Below are 20844 nucleotides of genomic sequence, written 5' to 3'. Positions count from 1 at the left end.
GTGGGAAAGGGGTGGACGGGCGGGGCCGGTGAACCGTATGTTCCGCGTGTTCTGATCGCCGAGCGCGGTCCTCCCCAGACCCTCGCGCTCGGCGATCAGAACACGCGGAACATACGGTTCACCGGCCCCGCCCGTCCACCCCTTTCCCACCCCGGTGCGCCCAGCTCCCGCACCGGCGCGGCCCGCCCGCTCGGCTCCCGCCCCGGCGCGCTCAGCTCACCTTTGCCGCCAGCGCCCGGAACTGCGCCCACGAAAGCGTCGGCTTCGCCGGGTCCCACAGCTTCTGCGACAGCGCCCGCAGCGGCATGCGCACCCCGGCCGCCACCTGGGCCTCGGTCTGCCGGTTCGCGAGGTCGCACCAGACCGCGAAGACACCGCCCAGGATCTGCTTGTCGTACTGCGCGGGCACGGCGGTCGTGCCGCGCAGCACCCGCGGGGTCCACGACTCGTAGATGCGCTGCCCGGTCGGGTAGAAGAACTGGTTGGGCTCACCGAGCACGTAGTAGAGGTACTCGTCGTTGTAGTTGACGACCTGCCGCCCGGCGCTGAGGTACTCGACCGGCTGCCGTGCCCCGATCTCCTTGCCCGTCCAGTAGGCGACCTGGATCCGCTTGTCCGCCTGGACGCGGCCGCCCCGGAAGAACCCGTCGTTCCACGCCCGCACCGTCCGGTCGTGGCCGCGCATCACCGCGGCCCGGTCGTTGAGCCAGCCGGTCGCCAGGTCGGCGACGGTGGCGCCCGTGCCGTACTTCGCCCGCGCGGCCGCCGCCAGCTGGGGGTAGGACGCCTCCGGGTTCGACGCGAAGAGCGCCCGGTACTCGTCGCCGCCGAGGTGCCAGCGCGCGCCGGGGAACAGGCCCGCGTACTCGTTCAGGAGTTCGTCGACGATCTTCGCGGCGGCCGGCTTGGAGATGTCGACGGCCCCGCGCGCGGCGACACCCTGCGCGTTGACCAGCTGCAACTGGGGGTTCCCGGCGATCACGGCCCCCAGGTGGCCGGGTGAGTCGATCTCGGGGACGACCTCGATGTGGCGGCTCTCGGCGAGCGCCACGATCTTCCGCACCTGCGCCTTGGTGAGGTGCTGGTCCGACACCACCTCGGGGTGGCTGGAGGACTCGATCCGGAAGCCCTGGTCGTCGGAGAAGTGCAGGCCGAGCTGGTTGTACTTGAGGTCGCCCAGCTCCCGGACGCGGTCCTCGATCCAGCCGGCCGTGAAGTGCTTGCGCGCGATGTCGAGCATGAACCCGCGCTGCGGCTTGGCGGGCTCGTCGTTGATCACGCCCTCCGGCGCCGTACCGCCGCCACGCACCGTCTGCTTCAGGGTGCGGGTGCCGTAGAACACCCCGGCCTCGGCCGGCGCGGCGATCCGCACCCGCCGGTCCTTCACCGTCAGCGTGTACGCCTCCGAGGCGGACGTCCCCGACCCGGTGAGCGCCAGCTCCACATCGCCCTGGCGGGGCTTGGCGTCCCCGGCGTAGGTCAGGCCCAGCTCCCCGGCGGTCAGCCGTCCCTCGTCGGCGAGCGCGCCGCTGCGCACCACGACCCGGCCGCCGTCGGAGGGGCGCCAGCCCGGCCCGCGGGCGGCCTGGTGCTGCCGTACCGCCGGAATGGTGCGCGGCTTCTGCGACAGGGCGTACGAGCGCGAGGGCGAGGGGGACGGTGTGGGGGTGCCCTTCGCGGCGCTCACGGACGACGGCTCGCGCGAGGGCCCCGAGCCGCCCGCCGTCCGGGTGTCACCGCCCGGCCACACGGTCACCGCCACGGCGACGGCGCCACCCGCGAGGACGACCCCGGAACCCAGGAGCAACCCTTTCGTCGTGATCGCCGTCCTCCTGCGGGGAGCCCGGCGCCGGCCACCGCTCACGACGCGCTCCCGGCCCCGGTCCTCATCCGCCACATCTCGCACACCTCTCTGCCGTCCTCTCCCCGTACCTCCCCCTCGAACCTACGACGTCCGACCACCCCACCAGTCCACCACAGAGTCCGAAACTTGCCCGACCGGGTGAATTTCGGGCATCGAACGGACAGCCCATGACCCACCTCGATAACGTGGTGGCACATCTCGCTCAGCCTGCTCTGCCGACCCCTACGCACCGCCGAGGAACCACGCTGCCTCCGCACCGTCTCCCCCACCTCCCCGGCCGGGTCACCCTTCCGGAGCAGGCGCACACCCCGAGTCCCACGGCCGTGGAGTGGTTCAACCACGCCCCCGAGGACACCCTGCGCCAGTCCCTCCTCGGCTGTCTGCGCAGCCTCCGCTGGGCCCACCGGCTCACCGACCACCGCCCCTACCCGGACCTGGACGCCCTGCTGGCCGCCTCCGACGAGGCCGCGTACGACCTCACGGCGACCGACCTGGCCGAGGCCCTGGCCGGTGAGACCCTCCCCTCCCTGCCCTCGGACACGTACGACGTGGCGCACACGGCCCTGAGCGCCGCCCACGCCGCCTACGAGGCCCGCTTCGGCCATGTGTTCGTCATCAGCCTGGACGGCACCCCTCCGGTGGAGCGCCTGGACCGCACCCTGGAGGGCATCCGCTCACGTCTGGCCCACGATCCGGAGGAGGAGCGGGTCGTCGTGGCGGAGGAACTCCGGCGCCTCGCCGCGGAACGGCTGATCGGCTTCCTCCGGGACGCGCCGCTCTGACCTCGTACGGCCCGGCCACAAGGCCGAAACCGGCCACGGCGGACCCGCACCGGGCGACGGACCGGCGCCCCTCACCCCTGATGCCGCCCGATACTCACCCTTACGTGCAGCCTTCGGTGCCAGTTTGATCACACCGCCATACCCGGCTTAAGCGCCGCACGCACACGTCGCTACGATGGCCAGGGCCGGTGGACCGTACCCGGCCGGGTCAGACCGACAGACAAGCCGGCCGGCCCCAATCCCGCTCCCGGAGGGTTCTTCCGTGCCGGCTGGAACGCTGTACCGCGGCCGGGAAGGAATGTGGTCCTGGGTGGCTCATCGAGTCACCGGCGTCCTCATCTTCTTCTTCCTGTTCGTACACGTGCTGGACACCGCTCTCGTCCGTGTCTCCCCCGAGGCCTACGACAAGGTCGTGGCCACGTACAAGACGCCGATCGTCGCGCTGCTGGAGTACGGCCTCGTCGCCGCCATCCTCTTCCACGCGCTCAACGGCCTTCGGGTGATCGCCGTCGACTTCTGGTCGAACGGCCCGCGTCACCAGAAGACGATGCTGTGGATCGTCCTCGGCGTCTGGGTCGTGCTGATGATCGGGGCCCTGTACCCCGTCCTCGGTCACGCCGTCCGTGAACTGTGGGGGAGCTGACAGCCATGTCCACCACTGAGACCACCGCCTCCGGCATCGGCCCCGTCGAGGGCTCGGGCACTCTGTCGGGCTACGGCCCGGAGAACCCGGCGCCGCTCATCGAGGCGCCCCGCAAGCGCACCAAGAAGACCCCGAAGTCGACCCGCGGCAACTTCGAGATGGCCGCGTGGCTGTTCATGCGGCTGTCCGGCATCGTCCTGGTCGTCCTGGTCATCGGCCACCTGCTGATCCAGCTCGTCCTCGACGGCGGCGTCTCCAAGATCGGCTTCGCGTTCGTCGCGGGCCGCTGGGCGTCCCCGTTCTGGCAGGTCTGGGACCTGCTCATGCTGTGGCTGGCGATGCTGCACGGCGCCAACGGCCTGCGCACGGTCATCAACGACTACGCCGAGCGTGCGAACACGCGGCTGTGGCTGAAGGGCCTGCTGTACACCGCCACGGTGTTCACCATCCTGCTGGGCACGCTGGTGATCTTCACCTTCGACCCGAACATCCGCTAGGCACGGGGCTGAGGCAACCGATCATGAAGATCCACAAGTACGACACCGTCATCGTCGGCGCCGGCGGCGCCGGTATGCGCGCCGCGATCGAGTCGACGAAGCGCAGCCGCACCGCCGTGCTGACCAAGCTGTACCCCACCCGCTCCCACACGGGCGCCGCGCAGGGCGGCATGGCCGCCGCGCTCGCCAACGTGGAGGAGGACAACTGGGAGTGGCACACCTTCGACACGGTCAAGGGCGGTGACTACCTGGTCGACCAGGACGCCGCCGAGATCCTGGCGAAGGAGGCCATCGACTCCGTCCTCGACCTGGAGAAGATGGGCCTGCCGTTCAACCGCACCCCGAACGGCACCATCGACCAGCGCCGCTTCGGCGGTCACAGCCGCAACCACGGCGAGGCCCCGGTCCGCCGGTCCTGCTACGCGGCCGACCGCACCGGCCACATGATCCTCCAGACGCTGTACCAGAACTGCGTCAAGCACGGCGTGGAGTTCTTCAACGAGTTCTACGTCCTCGACCAGCTGATCACCGAGGTCGACGGCGTCAAGAAGTCCGCCGGTGTCGTGGCCTACGAGCTGGCGACCGGCGAGATCCACGTCTTCCAGGCGAAGTCCGTGATCTACGCGTCCGGCGGCTGCGGCAAGTTCTTCAAGGTGACGTCCAACGCGCACACCCTCACCGGTGACGGCCAGGCGGCCGTGTACCGCCGGGGTCTGCCGCTGGAGGACATGGAGTTCTTCCAGTTCCACCCGACCGGCATCTGGCGCATGGGCATCCTGCTGACGGAGGGCGCCCGTGGTGAGGGCGGCATCCTCCGCAACAAGGACGGCGAGCGCTTCATGGAGAAGTACGCGCCGGTCATGAAGGACCTCGCGTCCCGTGACGTCGTCTCCCGCTCCATCTACACGGAGATCCGCGAGGGCCGCGGCTGCGGTCCCGAGGGCGACCACGTCTACCTGGACCTGACGCACCTCCCGCCGGAGCAGCTGGACGCCAAGCTCCCGGACATCACCGAGTTCGCGCGGACCTACCTCGGTATCGAGCCCTACACGGACCCGATCCCGATCCAGCCGACCGCGCACTACGCCATGGGCGGCATCCCGACGAACGTCGAGGGTGAGGTCCTCAGCGACAACACCACCGTCGTCCCCGGTCTGTACGCCGCCGGTGAGGTCGCCTGTGTCTCCGTGCACGGCGCCAACCGCCTCGGCACGAACTCGCTGCTCGACATCAACGTGTTCGGGCGCCGGGCGGGCATCGCGGCCGCCGAGTACGCGCAGAAGGCCGACTTCGTCGAGCTGCCGGAGGACCCGCAGTCCCTGGTCGTCGAGCAGATCGAGCGGCTGCGCTCCTCCACGGGCAACGAGCGCGTGGCGGAACTCCGCCGTGAACTGCAGGAGACCATGGACGCGAACGTCATGGTGTTCCGCACCGAGCAGACGATCAAGACGGCCGTCGAGAAGATCGCCGAGCTGCGCGAGCGCTACAAGAACGTGGCGATCCAGGACAAGGGCAAGCGGTTCAACACCGACCTGCTGGAGGCCATCGAGCTGGGCAACCTGCTCGACCTGGCCGAGGTCATGGCCGTCTCCGCGCTCGCCCGCAAGGAGTCCCGCGGCGGTCACTACCGCGAGGACTACCCGAACCGCGACGACGTCAACTTCATGCGTCACACCATGGCGTACCGCGAGGTCGGCGACGACGGCTCCGAGACCGTCCGCCTCGACTACAAGCCGGTCGTCCAGACCCGCTACCAGCCGATGGAGCGTAAGTACTGATGGCTACCCCTGTTCTGGACAAGGTCGAGGCCGACTCCGCCGCGTCCCCGTACATCACCGTCACCTTCCGGGTCCGCCGCTTCAACCCCGAGGTCGCGGCCGAGGCGGTGTGGGAAGACTTCCAGCTGGAGATCGACCCCAAGGAGCGGGTCCTCGACGGTCTGCACAAGATCAAGTGGGACCTGGACGGGACGCTGACCTTCCGCCGCTCCTGCGCGCACGGCATCTGCGGTTCGGACGCCATGCGGATCAACGGCAAGAACCGTCTGGCGTGCAAGACGCTGATCAAGGACATCAACCCCGAGAAGCCGATCACGGTCGAGCCCATCAAGGGCCTCACGGTCCTGAAGGACCTGGTCGTGGACATGGAGCCGTTCTTCCAGGCGTACCGGGACGTGATGCCCTTCCTGATCACGAAGGACACCAACGAGCCCACGCGTGAGCGGCTTCAGACGGCGGAGGACCGCGAGCGGTTCGACGACACGACGAAGTGCATCCTGTGCGCCGCCTGCACGTCCTCGTGCCCGGTGTTCTGGAACGACGGCCAGTACTTCGGTCCGGCCGCGATCGTCAACGCCCACCGCTTCATCTTCGACTCGCGTGACGAGGCCGGCGAGCAGCGGCTGGAGATCCTCAACGACAAGGACGGCGTGTGGCGTTGCCGCACGACGTTCAACTGCACGGACGCCTGCCCGCGCGGTATCGAGGTCACCAAGGCGATCCAGGAGGTGAAGCGGGCGCTGATCACGCGCCGCTTCTAGGACTCCCGGCCGTCCTGGCCGTACGACGCTGAGGGCCCCGCTCCGGGATCGGAGCGGGGCCCTCAGCGTTGTCGCCGTACCTCACCGGGCCCGAGGGGCCCGGACAGGGTGTCAGCCGCGCAGGACGCGGCCCTGCGCGTCGGTGCGGTCGTTGCTCGTGAGGAACAGGATGCCGTCGATCAGGGACCAGAAGCCCAGACCACCGCAGGTGAGCAGCTGGGCGACACCCACGCCCACGGAACCGACGTAGAAGCGGCCAATGCCGAGCGTGCCGAGGAACAGCTGCAGGATGCCGGCGACGATCTTCGACTTGTCGGAGTAGGGACGGCCCTGCGGGTCGTAGCCGAAGGGAGCGTCAGGGGTGGGGACGGTCATCGAAGTAACTCCTGGATGTACTGACTGAAAAGGCCGAAGCGGATTGCTTCGGGGGGAGTCCAGGAGGGAAGGCGCGGCAAAAACCGGCAGTGATCGGGCACGGCGAACACCGGCCGACGATCGAGCACGACGTAATCCCCCGTCATCCCCCCTGTCGCCGTTGCAGCGTAGTGAGGCGCATGCGACGGATGGGAGGGGAAACAGCCGATCGTTCCGATTCCGTGATCCGGTTCCAGCCAAGTTGCGACAACTGCGCGACGTAAAGCGGGCGTAAGGGATTTACGGCGGGCCGGGAAGGGGAGAAGCAACGATTCGGCGCGGATGTGCCGACCGTTCAGTGGAGATTGCGGACGACCGTCCAGGTCACCGCGATACCCAGGATCAAGGCCTGGGTGCGGGGCTTCAGTTCGGGGCGCCAGCGGCGTCCGCGCAGGCCCTCGACGAACCAGCGGCCGAGCAGGACGAGCGCGAAGGGCGCGGCGAGCAGCAGCACCCGGTTGTCGTGCCAGGCGGCGGTGAACTGGCCGTGCATCAGGTCGTACACCATGCGGGTGCCGCCGCAGGCGGGGCAGAGCAGCCCCGTGACATAGCGGAACGGGCACTGGGGCAGCAGATGGCCGGGCTCGTGCGGGTTGGTGCCGTACACATACGCGGCGCCCGCCAGCCCGGCGGCGGCCACCACGAGGGGGGCCGCCGCCGGGTGTCGCAGGACGGCGGGGCGCCGCTCAGCCACGCAGGACCCGCCCGTTGGAGTCCGTGGTGTTGCTGCTCGTCAGCAGGATGATGCCGTCGACCAGCGCCCAGATGCCGAAGCCGCCGCAGGTGAACAGCTGGCCGAGGCCGAGGCCGACATGGCCGATGTAGAAGCGGCCGACGCCGAACGAGCCGAGGAACAGCGACAGGATGCCTGCGACGATCTTCGACTTGTCGGAGTACGGGCGGCCGTACGGGTCGTACCCGTAGGGGGCGTTGGGGTCACCCGTGTACGCGCCGCCCACCGGGGGCGCCTGGTAGCCGTAGCCCGGCTGGGCGCCCTGCTGGGGGTAGCCGTAGCCCGGAGCGGCGCCCGGCTGCTGGTACGCGTCCTGCGGGTAGCCGCCCTGCGGAGCGCCGTACGGGTTGGCGCCCGGCGCCTGGCCAGGAGCCTGGTTCGGGTACCCGTAGCCGGGCTGGGGCGGCTGCGGGGGCTGAGCGGGCTGCTGGGGCTGCTCGGTCACGGTACTGACTCCTGCGTGTTGATTGCTTGAGCGGCTGAATATGGGCTGTCCGTCATATTGCAGGAGAGGAGGCCCCGGAGAGAAGTTGTTACCTCATGGTCACAGCTGGCTGGGATCGTCGGGTCCGTGATCTCCGCGTTCCGGGCGAGCGGCATTGACTTGCCGAGGATGACGGCGAGCATGCGGTCCACCTCCTGGGGAAGACAGTCGCTCGGCGAGGGTCGGTTCCCGTCCGCGCCGGGAAGTCCGATTTCCGCGCGATCGACAGGCACTGGTCGTGGGGCGCCACGAGCGTGTGGCCGACCCCCGGACGAACGGGTTCGAGGCGCGCGGCTTTTGAGAGGGAGCGGGGCCTGCTGGAGAACGGTCACTCCATCGAGTGATCCGCGCCGGACTGTCACCCTCGGATGGCATCTAGTACACCAGGGTACTAGTATGTACACGTACTACATGGTGATCGTTGATGGCCTGGCATCTTGAAATGACCGGAGAGGTGCGCGATTGGCTGCACGCACTGCGCAAGGACGACCGCACCACGGCACGCCTGGTGGGCCAAGCGATCCAGGCTCTCGTGGAGGAGGGCCCTGATCTCGGACGCCCTCTGGTGGACCGGATCAAGGGCTCAGCCCTGCATCACCTCAAAGAGCTGAGACCCGGTTCGTCCGGTGACACAGAGATCAGGATCCTCTTCGCCTTCGATCCCGGGCGCAGCGCGGTGCTCTTGGTGGCCGGTGACAAGGCGGGGCGATGGACGGCGTGGTACCGCCGCTCGATCCCCTGGCCGAGGAACGCTATACCGAGTGGCTGGACCACCTGGCCCGGCGACGTCACGAGGAGACAGAGCGATGACCAGCTTTCACTCATGGGACGAGGTCAAGGAAGAGGTCTTCGACACCGAGGACTTGGACGAGATCACCGCGGGTGCCCGGCGTATGGTCGCAGAAGCACGTGCGCACCGGCTGGCCGAGATGCGCAAGCAACTCGGGCTCACCCAGCGCGAGGTAGCCGACCGTATGCACGTACGACAGGAACGCGTGTCCGCCATCGAGCGCGGCAGGACCGAGTCCACCGAGGTGGGAACGGTCGCGGCTTACGTGGAGGCCTTGGGCGGGGAGTTGGAGATCGTCGCGAACTTCAACGGAACCCGGGTGGTCGTGGCGTAGCCCGGCACTCGATGTTCCCCACGATTCCCGTACAACCCTTGTGCCTCGACGCGTGTCTCTTCTGTACGCCTGTTCGGCAGTGCCGTGAGTATGACGATGACTCAGCTGTGCCGCGTGTCAACGTCGTTGGTACCACCCCCGGCTCTGCCCTCTCCGGCGTCCCAGACCAGCGCGGGCCGGCCGACGAGCCCCCGCGCGCACCGCAGGAGACGCATGTTCACACGCAGGAACACCCGCCTGGTTCTCGCGACGGCCGCGGCCGTGTCGCTGACCGGCGGACTGCTCGTCCTCTCGACGGGCAGCGCGAGCGCCACCCCCGCCAAGTACGCCGACGACTTCAACGGTGACGGGTACCGGGACTACGCGACCACCGACTATGGCTCGTTCACGGTGACCTATGGGGCTGCGACCGGCCCCGGGACCAAGACCAGGACGTTCACGCAGAACAGCCCCGGTGTGCCGGGCAAGTCGGGTGAAGCGGGCGGCTACGGCGACGGCTTCGGCGAGGATCTCGCCGCCGCCGACCTCAATCGTGACGGCTACGCGGATCTGGCGGTCGCCGACCGCAGCGAGAAGGTGAGCGGGAAGGTCAGCGCGGGCACGGTCACCGTCATGTGGGGCGGCAGGTCCGGTCTCGGCACCAAGGCGACAAGGCTCCCCCTCAAGGCCAAGTCCCACCGCAGCTTCGGCAACGAGCTGGAGACCGGTGACTTCGACGGTGACGGCAAGGCGGACCTGGCTGTCGCCGACGGCCTCGACACCATCTACATCTACCGGGGCGGCTTCACCCAGTCCGGCAGAACGGGCAAGGTCACGAAGCACACCCGCTCGGACCACACCCGCACCTTCGAACCGACCGGGCTGGTCGCGGGGAAGGTCACCAAGGACAGGGCCACCGATCTGTATGCCCTCGGCCAGGGCTACCGCAAGGACAAGATGACCCAGGACGCCTGGTTGCTGCGCGGCGGCAAGACGGTCAGGTGGAGCGGCAAGCTGGTCGCGATCAACAACAAGGAGCCGGACTACGACCCGACCGGCGTGATCGCGGACTTCGACAAGGACGGCTACGGGGACCTGGCGGTCGGCGACACCTGGTACAACAAGGGTGCGGGCTCTGTGGTCGTCGTGCGCGGCGGCAAGTCCGGACCGGCCACCAAGTACCGCTTCACCCAAGCCACTTCCGGCATCGCCACGGCCGCGTCGAAGGGGGACGGCTTCGGGTACGGCCTGTCCGCAGGCGACACGAACCGTGACGGCTACCCGGACCTCGCGGTCGGAGTCTCCGGGGAGAAGGTCGGCTCCACGAAGCACGCGGGCGGCATCCACATCCTGCGCGGCGGCAGGAAGGGCCTGACCGGCGCGGGCTCCCAGTGGTTCAGCCGGGCCACGGCGGGAGTACCGGGCACCCCTGAACGGTACGAGATGTTCGGCTCCGCCATCCGCCTGCGCGACCTCGACGGCGACGGAGACAAGGACCTCCTCGCCGGGAGCGAGAACCGCGAGACGAGCCTGTTCTTCCGGGCGGGCGCATCCGGGATCACGACCGACACGGTGACGGAGCTGAGCCTTAAGCCGGTCTTCCCGCAGTAGCGGTAGCCGTCCGAGTGGTTGCCGCTTGGCTGGATCGCGTCCAACTTGCGTGACGGATGGGGCTGTTGTTCACAGACTGACCCCATGACCTACCTGAGGAAAGCCGCGGCCGCACTGTCGGCCGCGGCCGCGATCCTGATCGCGATACCCCCCACTGCCTCGGCGACCCCCGCCCCGCACGACATGTACGGCGGGACCTTCGTGAAGGAGAACTTCAACCGGCTCCCTCTCGGCCCCGTCACCGGCGGGCGGGACTGGACCACCGACACCGCGAACGGTTCACTGACCGTCGAGCGCGCCCCCGACGGGCGCGGCCGGGAACTCCGGATCCACACCGAGGGCAACGGCCGTGCCTTCATGGTCTTCCCCGACCTCGCCCCGCCCGGCAACAGCTTCTGGGCCCGGATGCGGCTGCGGGTCGACCGCTTCCCGACGGCACCCCAGTGGGCCCACTGGACCCTCGCGGAGGCGTCCGGCGCCGACTCCCCCACCCTGGTGCGCCCGCTCGGCGGCCAGTTCGCCCCCACCGACAAGGGCAACTTCTACGGCGTCGGCTCCGACCTCGGTCCCACCGGCGACTGGACCAACTGGCGCACGTCCGCGCCGGCCGCCGACGCGGCGTGGACCTGTGCGGAGTTCCACCTCGACGCGACGGACAACCGGGTCACCGTGTATCTCGACGGTGTCGAGCAGCCCGACCTGACCGTCTCGACGAAGCAGCACGGCGGCACGGCGGACGACTTCGTCTTCCCGACGTTCGACAAGCTGAAGCTGGGCTGGCAGCTGTACCAGGCCGACCCCAGCCCGTCGTCGTACGACGTCCGGATGGACGACATCGCGCTGAGCACGCGACGGGTGGGGGGTTGCGGGTCCTGAGCGGGGCCCCGCGTCAGTCGACGCGGGCCACGACCAGGGCGATCCGGGACTCCGCCAGATAGAAGTGGTCGGGGAAGTACTCGATGTGCAGGTGCTCCCCCGGCACACCCTCCTGGCACAGGCCCCGGATGTTCTGGCCCAGGACCTCCATGGATTCCTGGGAGCCCGTGAAGGTGAGGGCCTGCGCCTCCTCGTCGAAGGAGATCTCCACCAACCCGTGGGGCGTCGTCCGCACCCGCACGCCCGCGAGATGGCGCGCGTACGGGGACGGGTCCGCCCCCCGGCCGGTGGTGATCTCCGCGTCGTCCCGGGTCAGGGCGTCCGCCCACGCGAGGAGGGCGTCGACGGTCCCGGAGATCTCCACCTCACCGGCGTCCTCGGTGGCACGGACGATCAGGTCGGACTGGATCACGGAACGTCTCCTGGTCTCGCGGTGCCGATGTCGATCGGTGTGTGGGGGTCCGCCAGCGGTCCCGACCGCACCGTCTGACCGTTGATCTGGGTCTCCAGGTTCAGGTGGGGGCCGTACTGCTGCACGTGCGGGGACTTGAGGTTGATGTCGAACCGGGCGATCTGGGTGATCTTCCGGCCCGCCGCGTCCCGGAACGTCCTGATGAACTGCCAGCCGCCACTGCCCGAGACCACGACCCGGCCCTCACCGCCGACGAAGGCGGCCGCCCGCGACACCGCCTCGTCCATCGAGATGGGGCAGCTGGAGTTGTGGACCAGGACCGGCGTGTGCCCGGCCAGCACATAGTACGTGTGCAGGTCGGCGACGGTGAGGTTGTAGGTGCGGGCATGCCTGGCGAAGGCACGGTTGCCGGTGACGATGACGGTGTCGCCGGTGTCGGTGAGCAGGGACGTCCCCGGCGCGAGGTCGCCCGCCTCGATCCAGTCGTCCTCGGACGGCGACCAGAACGGGTGCTCGTGGGTGGCCGTGAGCTTCTCGACGCCGTCCTCGGTGGCGATCGACAGCTCGTTGAAGTACTTGTCGGACTCCGTGACGATCAGCCGTGTGACCTTCCGCGGCCCGGACTCGCCGGTCTCCGGGTCGAGGGCCTGGACCTCGTCGCCGAGTTCGACGTCCTCGATGTCCTTGGTGGTGCCGTCGGCCATCAGGACGTCCGTGCCGGCCAGGAAGCACTTGCAGCCGACGGGCAGCCCCCGTCTGCCCGATCCGCCCTTGGCGGCCCGGCCCTCCGCCGCGACGGCGGCGCCGCCCCTGCCCCCGGTGACCAGGGCGCCGATGAAGCCCTCGATCAGCTTGCCGCGCTCGAACGCCTTGGCGTCCGCGACGCACTTGTTGAAGTTCTCGACGCAGTAGTTGGCGGCGATGCGCTTGGCCTCGCCCACGTCGTCGTGGTGCAGCAGGTACTTGTACGCCTGACGGCAGGCCTCCCGGCCGAAGCACGCGTTGCCCGGTCCGGAGTTCTCGTAGACGGGGGTGACCCAGTAGTCGGTCTCGGGCGAGTCGCCGTTCGGGCTGTTCATCAGGAAGTGCTTCAGCAGGTCCTGGAGGTCGTTCGTCTTCGGTGTCTGGCTCTTGGTCCACACCTTGCTGGCGGCCTGGGTCTCCTCCCAGCCCCCGGTGGTCGTGGAGTAGAGGAACTTCCCGTCGTTGTCGTAGCAGGCCGAGGTGGTGCAGCCGGGCCCGTGGTGCGGGTCCGCCCAGACGGAGTCGGGGTTGTTCGCGCTGCAGCCGTCGCAGAACAGGCCCGACGGATCGGAGTTGGTGACGGGGCTGTTGTTGCTGTAGGCGTACCCGTTCATCTGCAGCGGGTCGGTGACGTCGATGACGGGGTCGGCGGAGAGGAAACGACCGGAGTTCTGGTCGTACTCGCGGGCGCCGACATGGGTCAGGCCGGTGGCGGTGTCGTCGATGCCGACGCCCAGGTAGCCGCGCTTGTTGGGCCAGGCCGACGGCTTCGTCCCGCGGACCTCGCCGTACGGCTTGAAGGCACGGCGGGTGACCGGCTGGCCGCTGGAGAGCGCCACCGAGGTGTCGGAGGTGCCGAGGTGGTCGGCGAGCTGGACGGCGAGCTGGTGACCCGTCGTGGCACCGTTGCTCGCGGTCCGGGTCACCGTCGGCGCGCCGGGCTGGACATAGGAGCGGGAGGCGCGGGTGATGGTGCCGGACGAGCCGGTCGTCACCTCGGTGTCGCCCAGGTAGAGCGTCGATCCGGAGGGGGAGTTCTCCAGGATGCGGTTGCCGGCGGCGTCGTAGACGTAGCTCGTCTTCTTGCCGTCGTCGGTGATGGTCTCCAGCTGGTTCTCGTACGTCCACGTCAGGTTCTGGGTGGTGGCGGCCAGGTCGCGGACCTCGGTGTTGCCCGCGGCGTCGTACGTGTAGGAACTGCCCTTGCCGGACGGGGTGGAGCTGATCCAGCGCACGGTGTGGGGCTGTGCGGACTCGTAGCCGTAGGTGTAGCCGACGTTCTTGGCGGGGTCCGCGGGGTCGTGTTCCGTCATCGAGGCCCGGTTGCCCAGCCAGTCGAAGGTGAACGACTGGCGGTAGGCGGTCCCGCCGGTGGCGACGGTCGCGGTGTCGGGGGCGGCGGCGGCCAGCGTCGCCGTCAGGGTCGCGTCCGGACCGGTGGTGTCGCTCGCCTCGTCGGGTGCCTCGGCCACGGGGCCCGAGGAGGCCGCGTAGTCGGTGCGGTGGCCCCACGCGGTGCCGTTGGAGGACTTGCAGCCGTTGCCGGCCCCGGTGGGCGTGACCTTGGAGGTCCAGGCGTGGACCAGCTCACCCAGCACGTCGTAGGTGAAGCACTGGGTGTCCCAGACCGGGGTGCTCGGGTCGCCGAGCCGTCGGGCGAGGGAGGTGATGGAGCCGGACTGGTCATAGGAGTAGTAGCCGTCCGAGACGCGGTGCGGGCCGGAGGTCTCCCGGTCGGCGACCGTGCGCTGCAGACGGCCGGTGTGCGGGTCGACGAAGTTGGTCGTCCAGACCCGGTTGGGCTGCGCGCCCGACACGGTGCGCAGGACGTCGCCGAGCGGCGAGTAGGTGACGTCGGAGGTGTACCAGCTCAGACCGGAGGTCGACTCGGCGAAGCCGTCGCCGTTGTAGCGGGTGACGACCTTCTCCTTCGCCAGCCCGCCGACGGCCGGCAGGGTGACCGACTGCTGCTTGCCGGTCGGGGTGTACGTGTACGCGTAGGCGTAGGTGCCGGCGAGGCCCGTCGTCATCGGATTGGACGGGACGACGGTCTCGGTGCCGGTGGGCCGGTAGTCGGTGTCGTAGCCGGTGACGCGGCTGATGTAGTCGCCGCCCGCGGTGTGCCGGGTCGAGGCGACCGGCTGGCCGAGCGCGCCGGACAGGGTGTCGTAGGTGAACGACAGGACGGGCGTCGAGGACGAACCCTCGCGGACGGCCTTGACCCGGCCCAGTTCGTCGTACTCGGTGTGCGTGGTGCGCGACTTGGCGTCCGTGACCTTGTTCGGTCGGTCGGCGCTGTCGTACCAGGTCTCCGTGCGGCCCATGTCGGGGTCGGTGACGGAGGTCGTCCGGCCGCGGGCGTCATAGGTGTACGACCATGTGCCGCCCGCCGGGTCGGTGACCTTGCTGCGGTTGCCGCGGGCGTCGTACTCGTAGGAGGTCGTGCGTCCGGCGGTGCTGCCGTCGTCCCTGACGTAGTGGCGGACGGCGGTGACCCGGCCCAGGGCGTCAGTGTACGTCCGTGTCTTGGGGGCGGTCGCGCCGGGCGGGTTCACGAAGGTCGTGGTGTCGGTGTAGGTCGTGTACGTCGCGAACCGGAAGTCGCCGTCGTGGTACGTCGACAGGCGGACCTGCCGCTCCATGCCGTCGTACCGCTTCTTGAGGTAACTGGGGATCGCCGTCTTCGACCGGGGCTCGAAGAGCGCGGCGGCGGGCTCGCCCTTGGCGAGGTAGGCGCCGGTCTGCTCGTCGACGAGGCCGTGGTCGTTGTAGCTGACGTCGGTGATGATCCGGCCGGGCCCATGGGCCTCGGACTGGGTCTGGACCTGGCGCATCAGACCGTCGTAGAGGGTCACCTGGCGGCTGTAGGAGCCGTTGTCCTTCAGGGTCCGGGTGGTGACGGCGGCCGGGCGGGTCTCCGACGAGGTGGCGATCGCCGGCTGGTAGGCGATCTCGACGTCCGGTGTCTTCCCGCCCGACGAGCGGGACGGCGACCAGCCCTTCACGAAACGTCCGAGGGCGTCGTACTCGTTCTTCGTGACCCGGCCGTTGGCGTCGGTGACCGTCAGCGCGAGGCTGCGCCCCGGGTCGAAGGCCGTGGTGACGGCGTGGCCCTTGGCGTTGATCGTCCGCACCGAGGTGACCGGCCCGCCCTCGTCGGCGGGGGTGTACTGGGTCTCGGCGGTGCCCACGCCGGGTTTGGTGACCGTGCGGATCCGGCCCAGCGGGTCGTACGTCGTCTTCGTGACGAGGGAGTAGGAGGTCCCGGCCCCGTCGACACCCGCCGCGGAGGTGACGAGGCCCTTCGTCGGGACCTCACCGTAGGCGAGGTTGTCGTAGCTGTTGCGGACGGCCCGGATCAGCTTGGTCGCCGGGTCGGCCGAGTCGTACGCCGCGCAGGACGTGCCGGTGCTGCGCTGCTCCTTGGTCAGCCCGATCAGCCAGGCGGAGGTGTTGTGGACGTACGACGTCCTGGTGCACGTCTGCTGGGAGAGGGTCTCGCCGGAGCCGTTCGGTTTGACGACGGCGGTCTCGACCTGGGTCGGCAGGCCGTAGGTGTCGTCCACGTCGGTGAGCGTGCGGACGGCCTGCCAGCTGCTGTCGACGGTCTGGATCTCGTCGGTGCGCCTGACCCCGCCGCGGTGCGCGAGCAGCGGGTCCATGTCGGCGCCGTTCTCGGCCTCCCGGGGCCGGGACGCGGTCTGCTTGGACCAGGGGAAGTTGAGGGTGCGCCGTTGGACGCGCTTGTCGGAGTTGAGGTAGGCGAGGGTCTCGGCGATCTGGCCCGCGTACTGCGGCTCGTCCTCGTCGACGAGGGTGTGTGTGCCGGTCGAGTCCTTCACCGTGCCGCCGACGCCCTGGAAGTAGCGGGTCTCGGAGTACGACTGGGACTGGGGGTCGCCCTGCTGGGAGGTGGACTTGCTGCCCTTGGTCACCGCGACCTGGCGGTAGCCGCGCCACTGGCTGTGCGTGCGCAGGGCGGGGCGGGTGAACTCGTCGTCGTTCTTGGCCCAGGCGGGGCCCGTGTACGTGTACTTGGTGACGATGGGCTTGCCGTGCGAGGTGACCTTGTCGGTCTCGGTCACGGAGTGCACGACGTACTTGTTGAACCAGGATTTCGCCGGGGTCTTCTCGTCGCCGTCGGGCGACCAGCGCAGCGGGTAGCAGGTGCCGTTGCTGCGGCCCTTGTCCTCGGCCGGTTCGGTGGCGCAGCCGCCCTTGTACTCGACCTCGATGTCACCGCCGTACTCGGTGGCGACGGTGCCGATGCGGGGCCGGGTGAAGGCGGGGCGCTGGTCGTTCGGGCCGGTGAGGACGAGGTTCGGCAGCTGGCGGTCCTGGAGCCGGGTGCGCAGCGGCGAGGTGGAGCCGACGGAGTACTCGGCGAAGCTGACGCCGTCCTTGTGCTGGAGGGTGCCGGTGGTGTCACCGGGGGCGAAGCCGCGCCGGGTGATCGAGTTCAGCCACAGGCCCGGGGAGGTGTCGTACCAGTCCTCGGGGAACGACTGGTGCAGCTCGTAGGTGTCGACCTTGCCGAGGCCGGTCTGGCCGGCGCGGGCGCCCTTCGTCGTGACGGTGTCCAGGCGCATCTGCGTCCAGAACGACGGGAAGGCGGGGCACAGCTTCGACGTGGACTTGCAGTTGAGGTTGCCGGGCGTGTCCCACCAGGGGCGGTACGCGCCCGGGTCGTCGGTCTTGGCGAAGTTGGCGGCGTCGCAGGCGGTGGTGGATTTCAGGCAGCGCTGCTTCACCCCGAACTCGACGGTCGCCGACGGCTTCGTCAGGTCGGAGCGCATGCCGTACTCGATGACCGTGGGGTACGCGTGACGGTCGTACTGCTCGGGCGACTTGAACTTCTTCTTGACGGCGTAGTGGTTGGTCTCCTGCTTCCAGCTGACGACCATCGTGTTGCCGTGCACGTCGACGACCTTGTCCAGGCCCCAGCGCCATGCCTGCTTCTTGCCGGCTCCGCAGCGGGAGTCGGCGAAGGCAGTGGCGTGGCAGGGCTCGCCCGGGTGGTTGCCGAAGACGGGCACCGTGGAGACGGAGTCGGTGTCGGCGTGACCGCCGCCGACCTTGTTCAGGCCGAAGTGGTACTTCGTGCCGTCCCGTGTCGTGACGATCCAGTACTCGCCGTTGTTGTCGCCGTTGCTGCCGCCCGTCCTGCGTTCGACGCGGGTGCCGTCGTCGTTCTGCGGGCGGTAGACCTCGGTGTCGGTCTCGGGGTCGCTGCCGGAGGGCGCGTCCCGCACGAGTTCGACGGTCCTGCCGCCCAGCGACATCACCGCGTTGTACGACACCCAGCACAGGTCGTTGGTCTTGTCCTTCTTGGCCGTGTTGTTGGCCGAGCCGGACTTCATCGCCTTGCGGTCGTCCTGGCAGGAGCGGTAGCGGCGCTCGATGTGGCCGGGGTCGTAGTCCCAGCCCTCGCCGATCCAGGAGGACTGCGGCGAGGAGACCGCGACCCGGCCGTCCACCGTCTGGGAGTTGTAGTCGAAGGTGACCTGCGGAGCGGGGCCGGCCGGAGCCGCCGGGATCGACAGCGGGTACGACCAGGTGAACGCGCCGGAGGAACCGCCGGCCGCCCACTTGCCGTTGGAGACGAGCGGGGTCGCCTTGAAGGTGCCGCCCGCGCCGCCGCCCGAGTCGACCGCGCCGACGACGGCGGCGTCACCGGTCGCGGCGACCGGCGAGGCGGACGCTCCCGCCTTGCGGTAGGCGGCCTGCGCGACGGTGGGCCCGCCGGACTCGGCGACCTTCGCGGCGGCCGCCGGGGTGACCGTGCCGTCGGCGGCGGTGTCGACGGTGGCGGTGATCGACTGGGCCTTGGTGTCGTTGACCGTCTCCAGTTCCTCGTACTCCTGGCACGCCTCGACGTCCGGCGTGGTCAGGTAGCACTCGGGGAACTGGACGAAGCGCAGCCGGGAGGCCCAGTCGGCGCCGTACAGGTTCTTGAACTTGGCGTAGTCGAGCTTGACGGAGACCGGGACGGACCCGGTGGCGGGCGCCTGGACCTTGACGACGGCGCCGTCGACGCCCTGGGCGACGGTGGAGGCGCGGTCGTAGACCTGGACGGCCCAGGTGCCGGTGGGGGCCGCCTGGTCGGGGGCCTGGCCGAGGCTGACGGGGAGGTCCTCGACGGGCTTGAGGTCGATCTGCTGGGCCGTCGAGGCCGTGCGGGCCTTGGCCGTGCGCTCCGAGGCCGTGCGGGCCGTGGCGGGGGTGGTGGTCGCGGTGCCGCCGAAGCTGACCGTGCCGGTGTCGGCGAGCGGTGCGGTGGCGGTGCCGGCCGGGGCCTGCTCCAGGTCCTCGGGGACCTCGACCTTCAGGGTCTCCAGGTCCCGTTCGAACGTCTCGCCCGTCAGGGGCTTGTCCTGGTCGAGCGCCTCCAGGTCGAGGGTCTCGCGGCCCTTCTCCGCGACGGCCGGATCGGGCGGCACGGCCAGGGACTGGGTGGGTAGGAGGCCCACCAGCAGGGCCGCGCCGATCGCGGGCACGACGGCTCTGCGCACACGGGCACGACGGACATTCGAGTAGCGACCGAACACGGCGAGGTCCCCCCGGACCACTCGAGGCGGGCCAGGAACAGACCACGCGTGATGGCGTATCAGATGTCGGAGATTCTGTGGGGCCCGTGTGAAGTTTCGCTAGATCGACTGTGCGTATGTGATGACCGTCACGGTGCGTAAGCATGGATAGCGGCCAGCTGGGCCCAGATACGGGATTTGCCTCGGTAAGGGAAAGCCCCGCCCCTCCGCGATCAATCGCTTAATTCACCAGTTCCTCTGGCAAATAACCATCGAATCACGGGAGTTCAGCGACGGTTCGTGGCTTTTCGCCGCAACCTCTGTGGCTGGTATACGACTTGCCCGCCGCCGGGCCCCACCACACTTACGGACCGCCGCCTTGATCCACTCAATTCCCCGCGACGGCTGCGAAGCGTGACGACGGCCCGCGCATAGGTCATCATCGGCTCGCCCGGCCGAGCCCTGCCCGTGCCGGTTCCAAGGGGGGAAGGGGGAACTCGCCCGATGACGCGCAAGGAGCGCAACTGGCGTCGTGTGCCCGGCAGACGCACCACGGCCGCCGTACTCACCGCGGCGCTGGCCGCGACCGGCATCACCTTCGTCGGCCTCGGCCTGGACGAGCCCGGCTCGCGCGGCGGCTCGGACGGCGGAGGACGCAAGAAGCCTGTCGGGGAGGCCGCCGCGCTCGCGCGGGCGGCCGAGACCGGCAGGCCCGTCGAGGTCACGACGGCACGTACGGCGAGGTCCACGACGTGGGCGCGTCCCGACGGCCAGATGGCGAAGAGGCTGTACGCGTCGCCGATCCGGGCCAAGGTGGGCGGCGAGTGGAAGCCGATCGACTACGACCTGCGCCGCACCGCCAAGGGCTGGGAACCGAAGGCCACGAACGCGCGCATGGTGTTCTCGGCCGGGTCGAAAGCCGCGCGCGGCGAGGACGGGCGGGACGACGAGCGCGCCTCCCGCGCCGGCTCCGGTGTCCGGCGGATCTCCCTGGTCAAGGGCGTGCGCACGGCCGCCGCCGCGGACGCGAGCCCTCTGGTCACCCTCACCGTCGACGGCTACACCATCCAGCTGACCTGGCCGGGCCCGGTGCCCGCCCCGATCATCGACGGCTCCCGCGCGCTGTACCCGGAGATCCTCCCGGGCGCCGACCTGGTGCTGACCGCCGACGACGACGGCTTCGCCCAACTGCTCGTGCTGAAGAACCGCACGGCCGCCGCCGACCCTCGGGCCCAACAGCTGTCGTACGGCATCACCGCCGCCGATCTGACGTTCCGGCTCGACCCGGTGACCAGTGTGCTGAGCGCGGAGAACGCGTACGGCAACGAGGTGGCCGTCTCGCCGACCCCGCTGATGTGGGACAGCTCCGGTTCCCCGGCGGTGACCGACGGCCAGGTCGGGGCCACCGCGCAGCCGACCGCGGAGGAGAGCCCGGAGCCCACCGCGCCGGCGTCCGACGAGCCGAGCGACAACCCGAGCCCGACCGAGGGGCTGATCGAGACCGACGAGCAGGGCGACACCAACCCGGAGACGCTGCCGCCGGCCACCGACGGCCCCGCGCCGACGGTGCCGGAGTCCCCGCTGCCGTCCGCCCCGGCCGAGCCGACGCCCGCGC

At 69.7% G+C, this 20844-nt stretch carries 14 protein-coding genes and 2 pseudogenes; 10 read left to right on the top strand and 6 right to left on the bottom strand.

The genetic code is table 11. The features are described from left to right. Window positions 1-211: 211 nt before the first annotated feature. Window positions 212-1807, bottom strand: a complete 1596-nt coding sequence (locus AOK15_RS16280) for a beta-N-acetylhexosaminidase (protein ID WP_055517364.1) — start codon at window positions 1805-1807, stop codon at window positions 212-214. Window positions 1808-2031: 224 nt separating this feature from the next. Here AOK15_RS16280 and AOK15_RS16275 point away from each other — a divergent pair, with 224 nt between their 5' ends. From AOK15_RS16275 to AOK15_RS16255, 5 genes are all read left to right on the top strand, one after another. Next, the gene (locus AOK15_RS16275) at window positions 2032-2646 is read left to right on the top strand and encodes a 2-oxo-4-hydroxy-4-carboxy-5-ureidoimidazoline decarboxylase (RefSeq protein WP_055517361.1); all 615 of its coding nucleotides are present in this window, start codon (window positions 2032-2034) and stop codon (window positions 2644-2646) included. Window positions 2647-2908: 262 nt separating this feature from the next. After that, window positions 2909-3289: a succinate dehydrogenase, cytochrome b556 subunit gene (gene sdhC, locus AOK15_RS16270; RefSeq protein ID WP_079058517.1), complete on the top strand. Its 381-nt coding sequence runs from the start codon at window positions 2909-2911 to the stop codon at window positions 3287-3289. Window positions 3290-3294: 5 nt separating this feature from the next. Then, window positions 3295-3786 carry a succinate dehydrogenase hydrophobic membrane anchor subunit gene (locus AOK15_RS16265; RefSeq protein WP_055517355.1) on the top strand — a complete coding sequence of 164 codons (492 nt, stop codon included), beginning with the start codon at window positions 3295-3297 and terminating at the stop codon, window positions 3784-3786. A 23-nt stretch (window positions 3787-3809) separates the two neighbouring features. After that, window positions 3810-5564: a succinate dehydrogenase flavoprotein subunit gene (sdhA, locus tag AOK15_RS16260; RefSeq protein WP_055517353.1), complete on the top strand. Its 1755-nt coding sequence runs from the start codon at window positions 3810-3812 to the stop codon at window positions 5562-5564. After that, on the top strand, window positions 5564-6325 hold the full coding sequence (locus tag AOK15_RS16255; protein WP_055517349.1) for a succinate dehydrogenase iron-sulfur subunit: 762 nt from the start codon (window positions 5564-5566) through the stop codon (window positions 6323-6325). Before sdhA ends, AOK15_RS16255 begins: the two co-directional genes overlap by 1 nt. 111 nt (window positions 6326-6436) lie before the next feature. Here AOK15_RS16255 and AOK15_RS16250 read toward each other — a convergent pair whose 3' ends face one another. The 3 genes from AOK15_RS16250 to AOK15_RS16240 all read right to left on the bottom strand — a co-directional run bounded on the left by AOK15_RS16250 (window position 6437) and on the right by AOK15_RS16240 (window position 7917). Continuing rightward, window positions 6437-6700, bottom strand: a complete 264-nt coding sequence (locus tag AOK15_RS16250; protein WP_055517347.1) for a TM2 domain-containing protein — start codon at window positions 6698-6700, stop codon at window positions 6437-6439. 334 nt (window positions 6701-7034) lie between these two features. Beyond that, window positions 7035-7433 carry a DUF2752 domain-containing protein gene (locus AOK15_RS16245; protein WP_055517344.1) on the bottom strand — a complete coding sequence of 133 codons (399 nt, stop codon included), beginning with the start codon at window positions 7431-7433 and terminating at the stop codon, window positions 7035-7037. Beyond that, window positions 7426-7917 (bottom strand): TM2 domain-containing protein, encoded by a 492-nt coding sequence (locus AOK15_RS16240; RefSeq protein ID WP_055517341.1) that lies wholly within the window; start codon window positions 7915-7917, stop codon window positions 7426-7428. Before AOK15_RS16240 ends, AOK15_RS16245 begins: the two co-directional genes overlap by 8 nt. 481 nt (window positions 7918-8398) lie before the next feature. On the opposite strand from AOK15_RS16240, the pseudogene AOK15_RS42160 reads away from it, so the two are divergent. From AOK15_RS42160 to AOK15_RS16220, 4 genes and pseudogenes are all read left to right on the top strand, one after another. After that, a pseudogene (locus tag AOK15_RS42160) lies at window positions 8399-8766 on the top strand (type II toxin-antitoxin system RelE/ParE family toxin). Beyond that, window positions 8763-9080, top strand: coding sequence for a helix-turn-helix domain-containing protein (locus AOK15_RS16230; protein ID WP_055517336.1), 318 nt, complete (start codon window positions 8763-8765; stop codon window positions 9078-9080). The pseudogene AOK15_RS42160 and the gene AOK15_RS16230 overlap by 4 nt, the downstream one beginning before the upstream one ends. Before the next feature lie 213 nt (window positions 9081-9293). Continuing rightward, window positions 9294-10670, top strand: coding sequence for an FG-GAP and VCBS repeat-containing protein (locus tag AOK15_RS16225; RefSeq protein ID WP_055517334.1), 1377 nt, complete (start codon window positions 9294-9296; stop codon window positions 10668-10670). An 84-nt stretch (window positions 10671-10754) separates the two neighbouring features. After that, window positions 10755-11546 carry a hypothetical protein gene (locus tag AOK15_RS16220; protein WP_055517332.1) on the top strand — a complete coding sequence of 264 codons (792 nt, stop codon included), beginning with the start codon at window positions 10755-10757 and terminating at the stop codon, window positions 11544-11546. Window positions 11547-11559: 13 nt separating this feature from the next. On the opposite strand, the gene AOK15_RS16215 is transcribed toward AOK15_RS16220, so the two are convergent. Further along, entirely contained in the window at window positions 11560-11958 is a 399-nt protein-coding gene (locus AOK15_RS16215) for an Imm32 family immunity protein (protein WP_055517330.1), read from the bottom strand. Next, window positions 11955-19214, bottom strand: coding sequence for a polymorphic toxin-type HINT domain-containing protein (locus tag AOK15_RS16210; RefSeq protein WP_240508446.1), 7260 nt, complete (start codon window positions 19212-19214; stop codon window positions 11955-11957). Before AOK15_RS16210 ends, AOK15_RS16215 begins: the two co-directional genes overlap by 4 nt. Before the next feature lie 519 nt (window positions 19215-19733). Here AOK15_RS16210 and AOK15_RS16205 point away from each other — a divergent pair. Beyond that, window positions 19734-20844: pseudogene (locus tag AOK15_RS16205) on the top strand (DNRLRE domain-containing protein); the annotation flags it as partial.

This window comes from Streptomyces ossamyceticus (assembly GCF_001418475.1).
Classification (GTDB): domain Bacteria; phylum Actinomycetota; class Actinomycetes; order Streptomycetales; family Streptomycetaceae; genus Streptomyces; species Streptomyces ossamyceticus.
The sequence above is the reverse complement of the archived record's forward strand: the minus strand, read 5'-3'. Positions and strand labels throughout refer to the sequence as shown.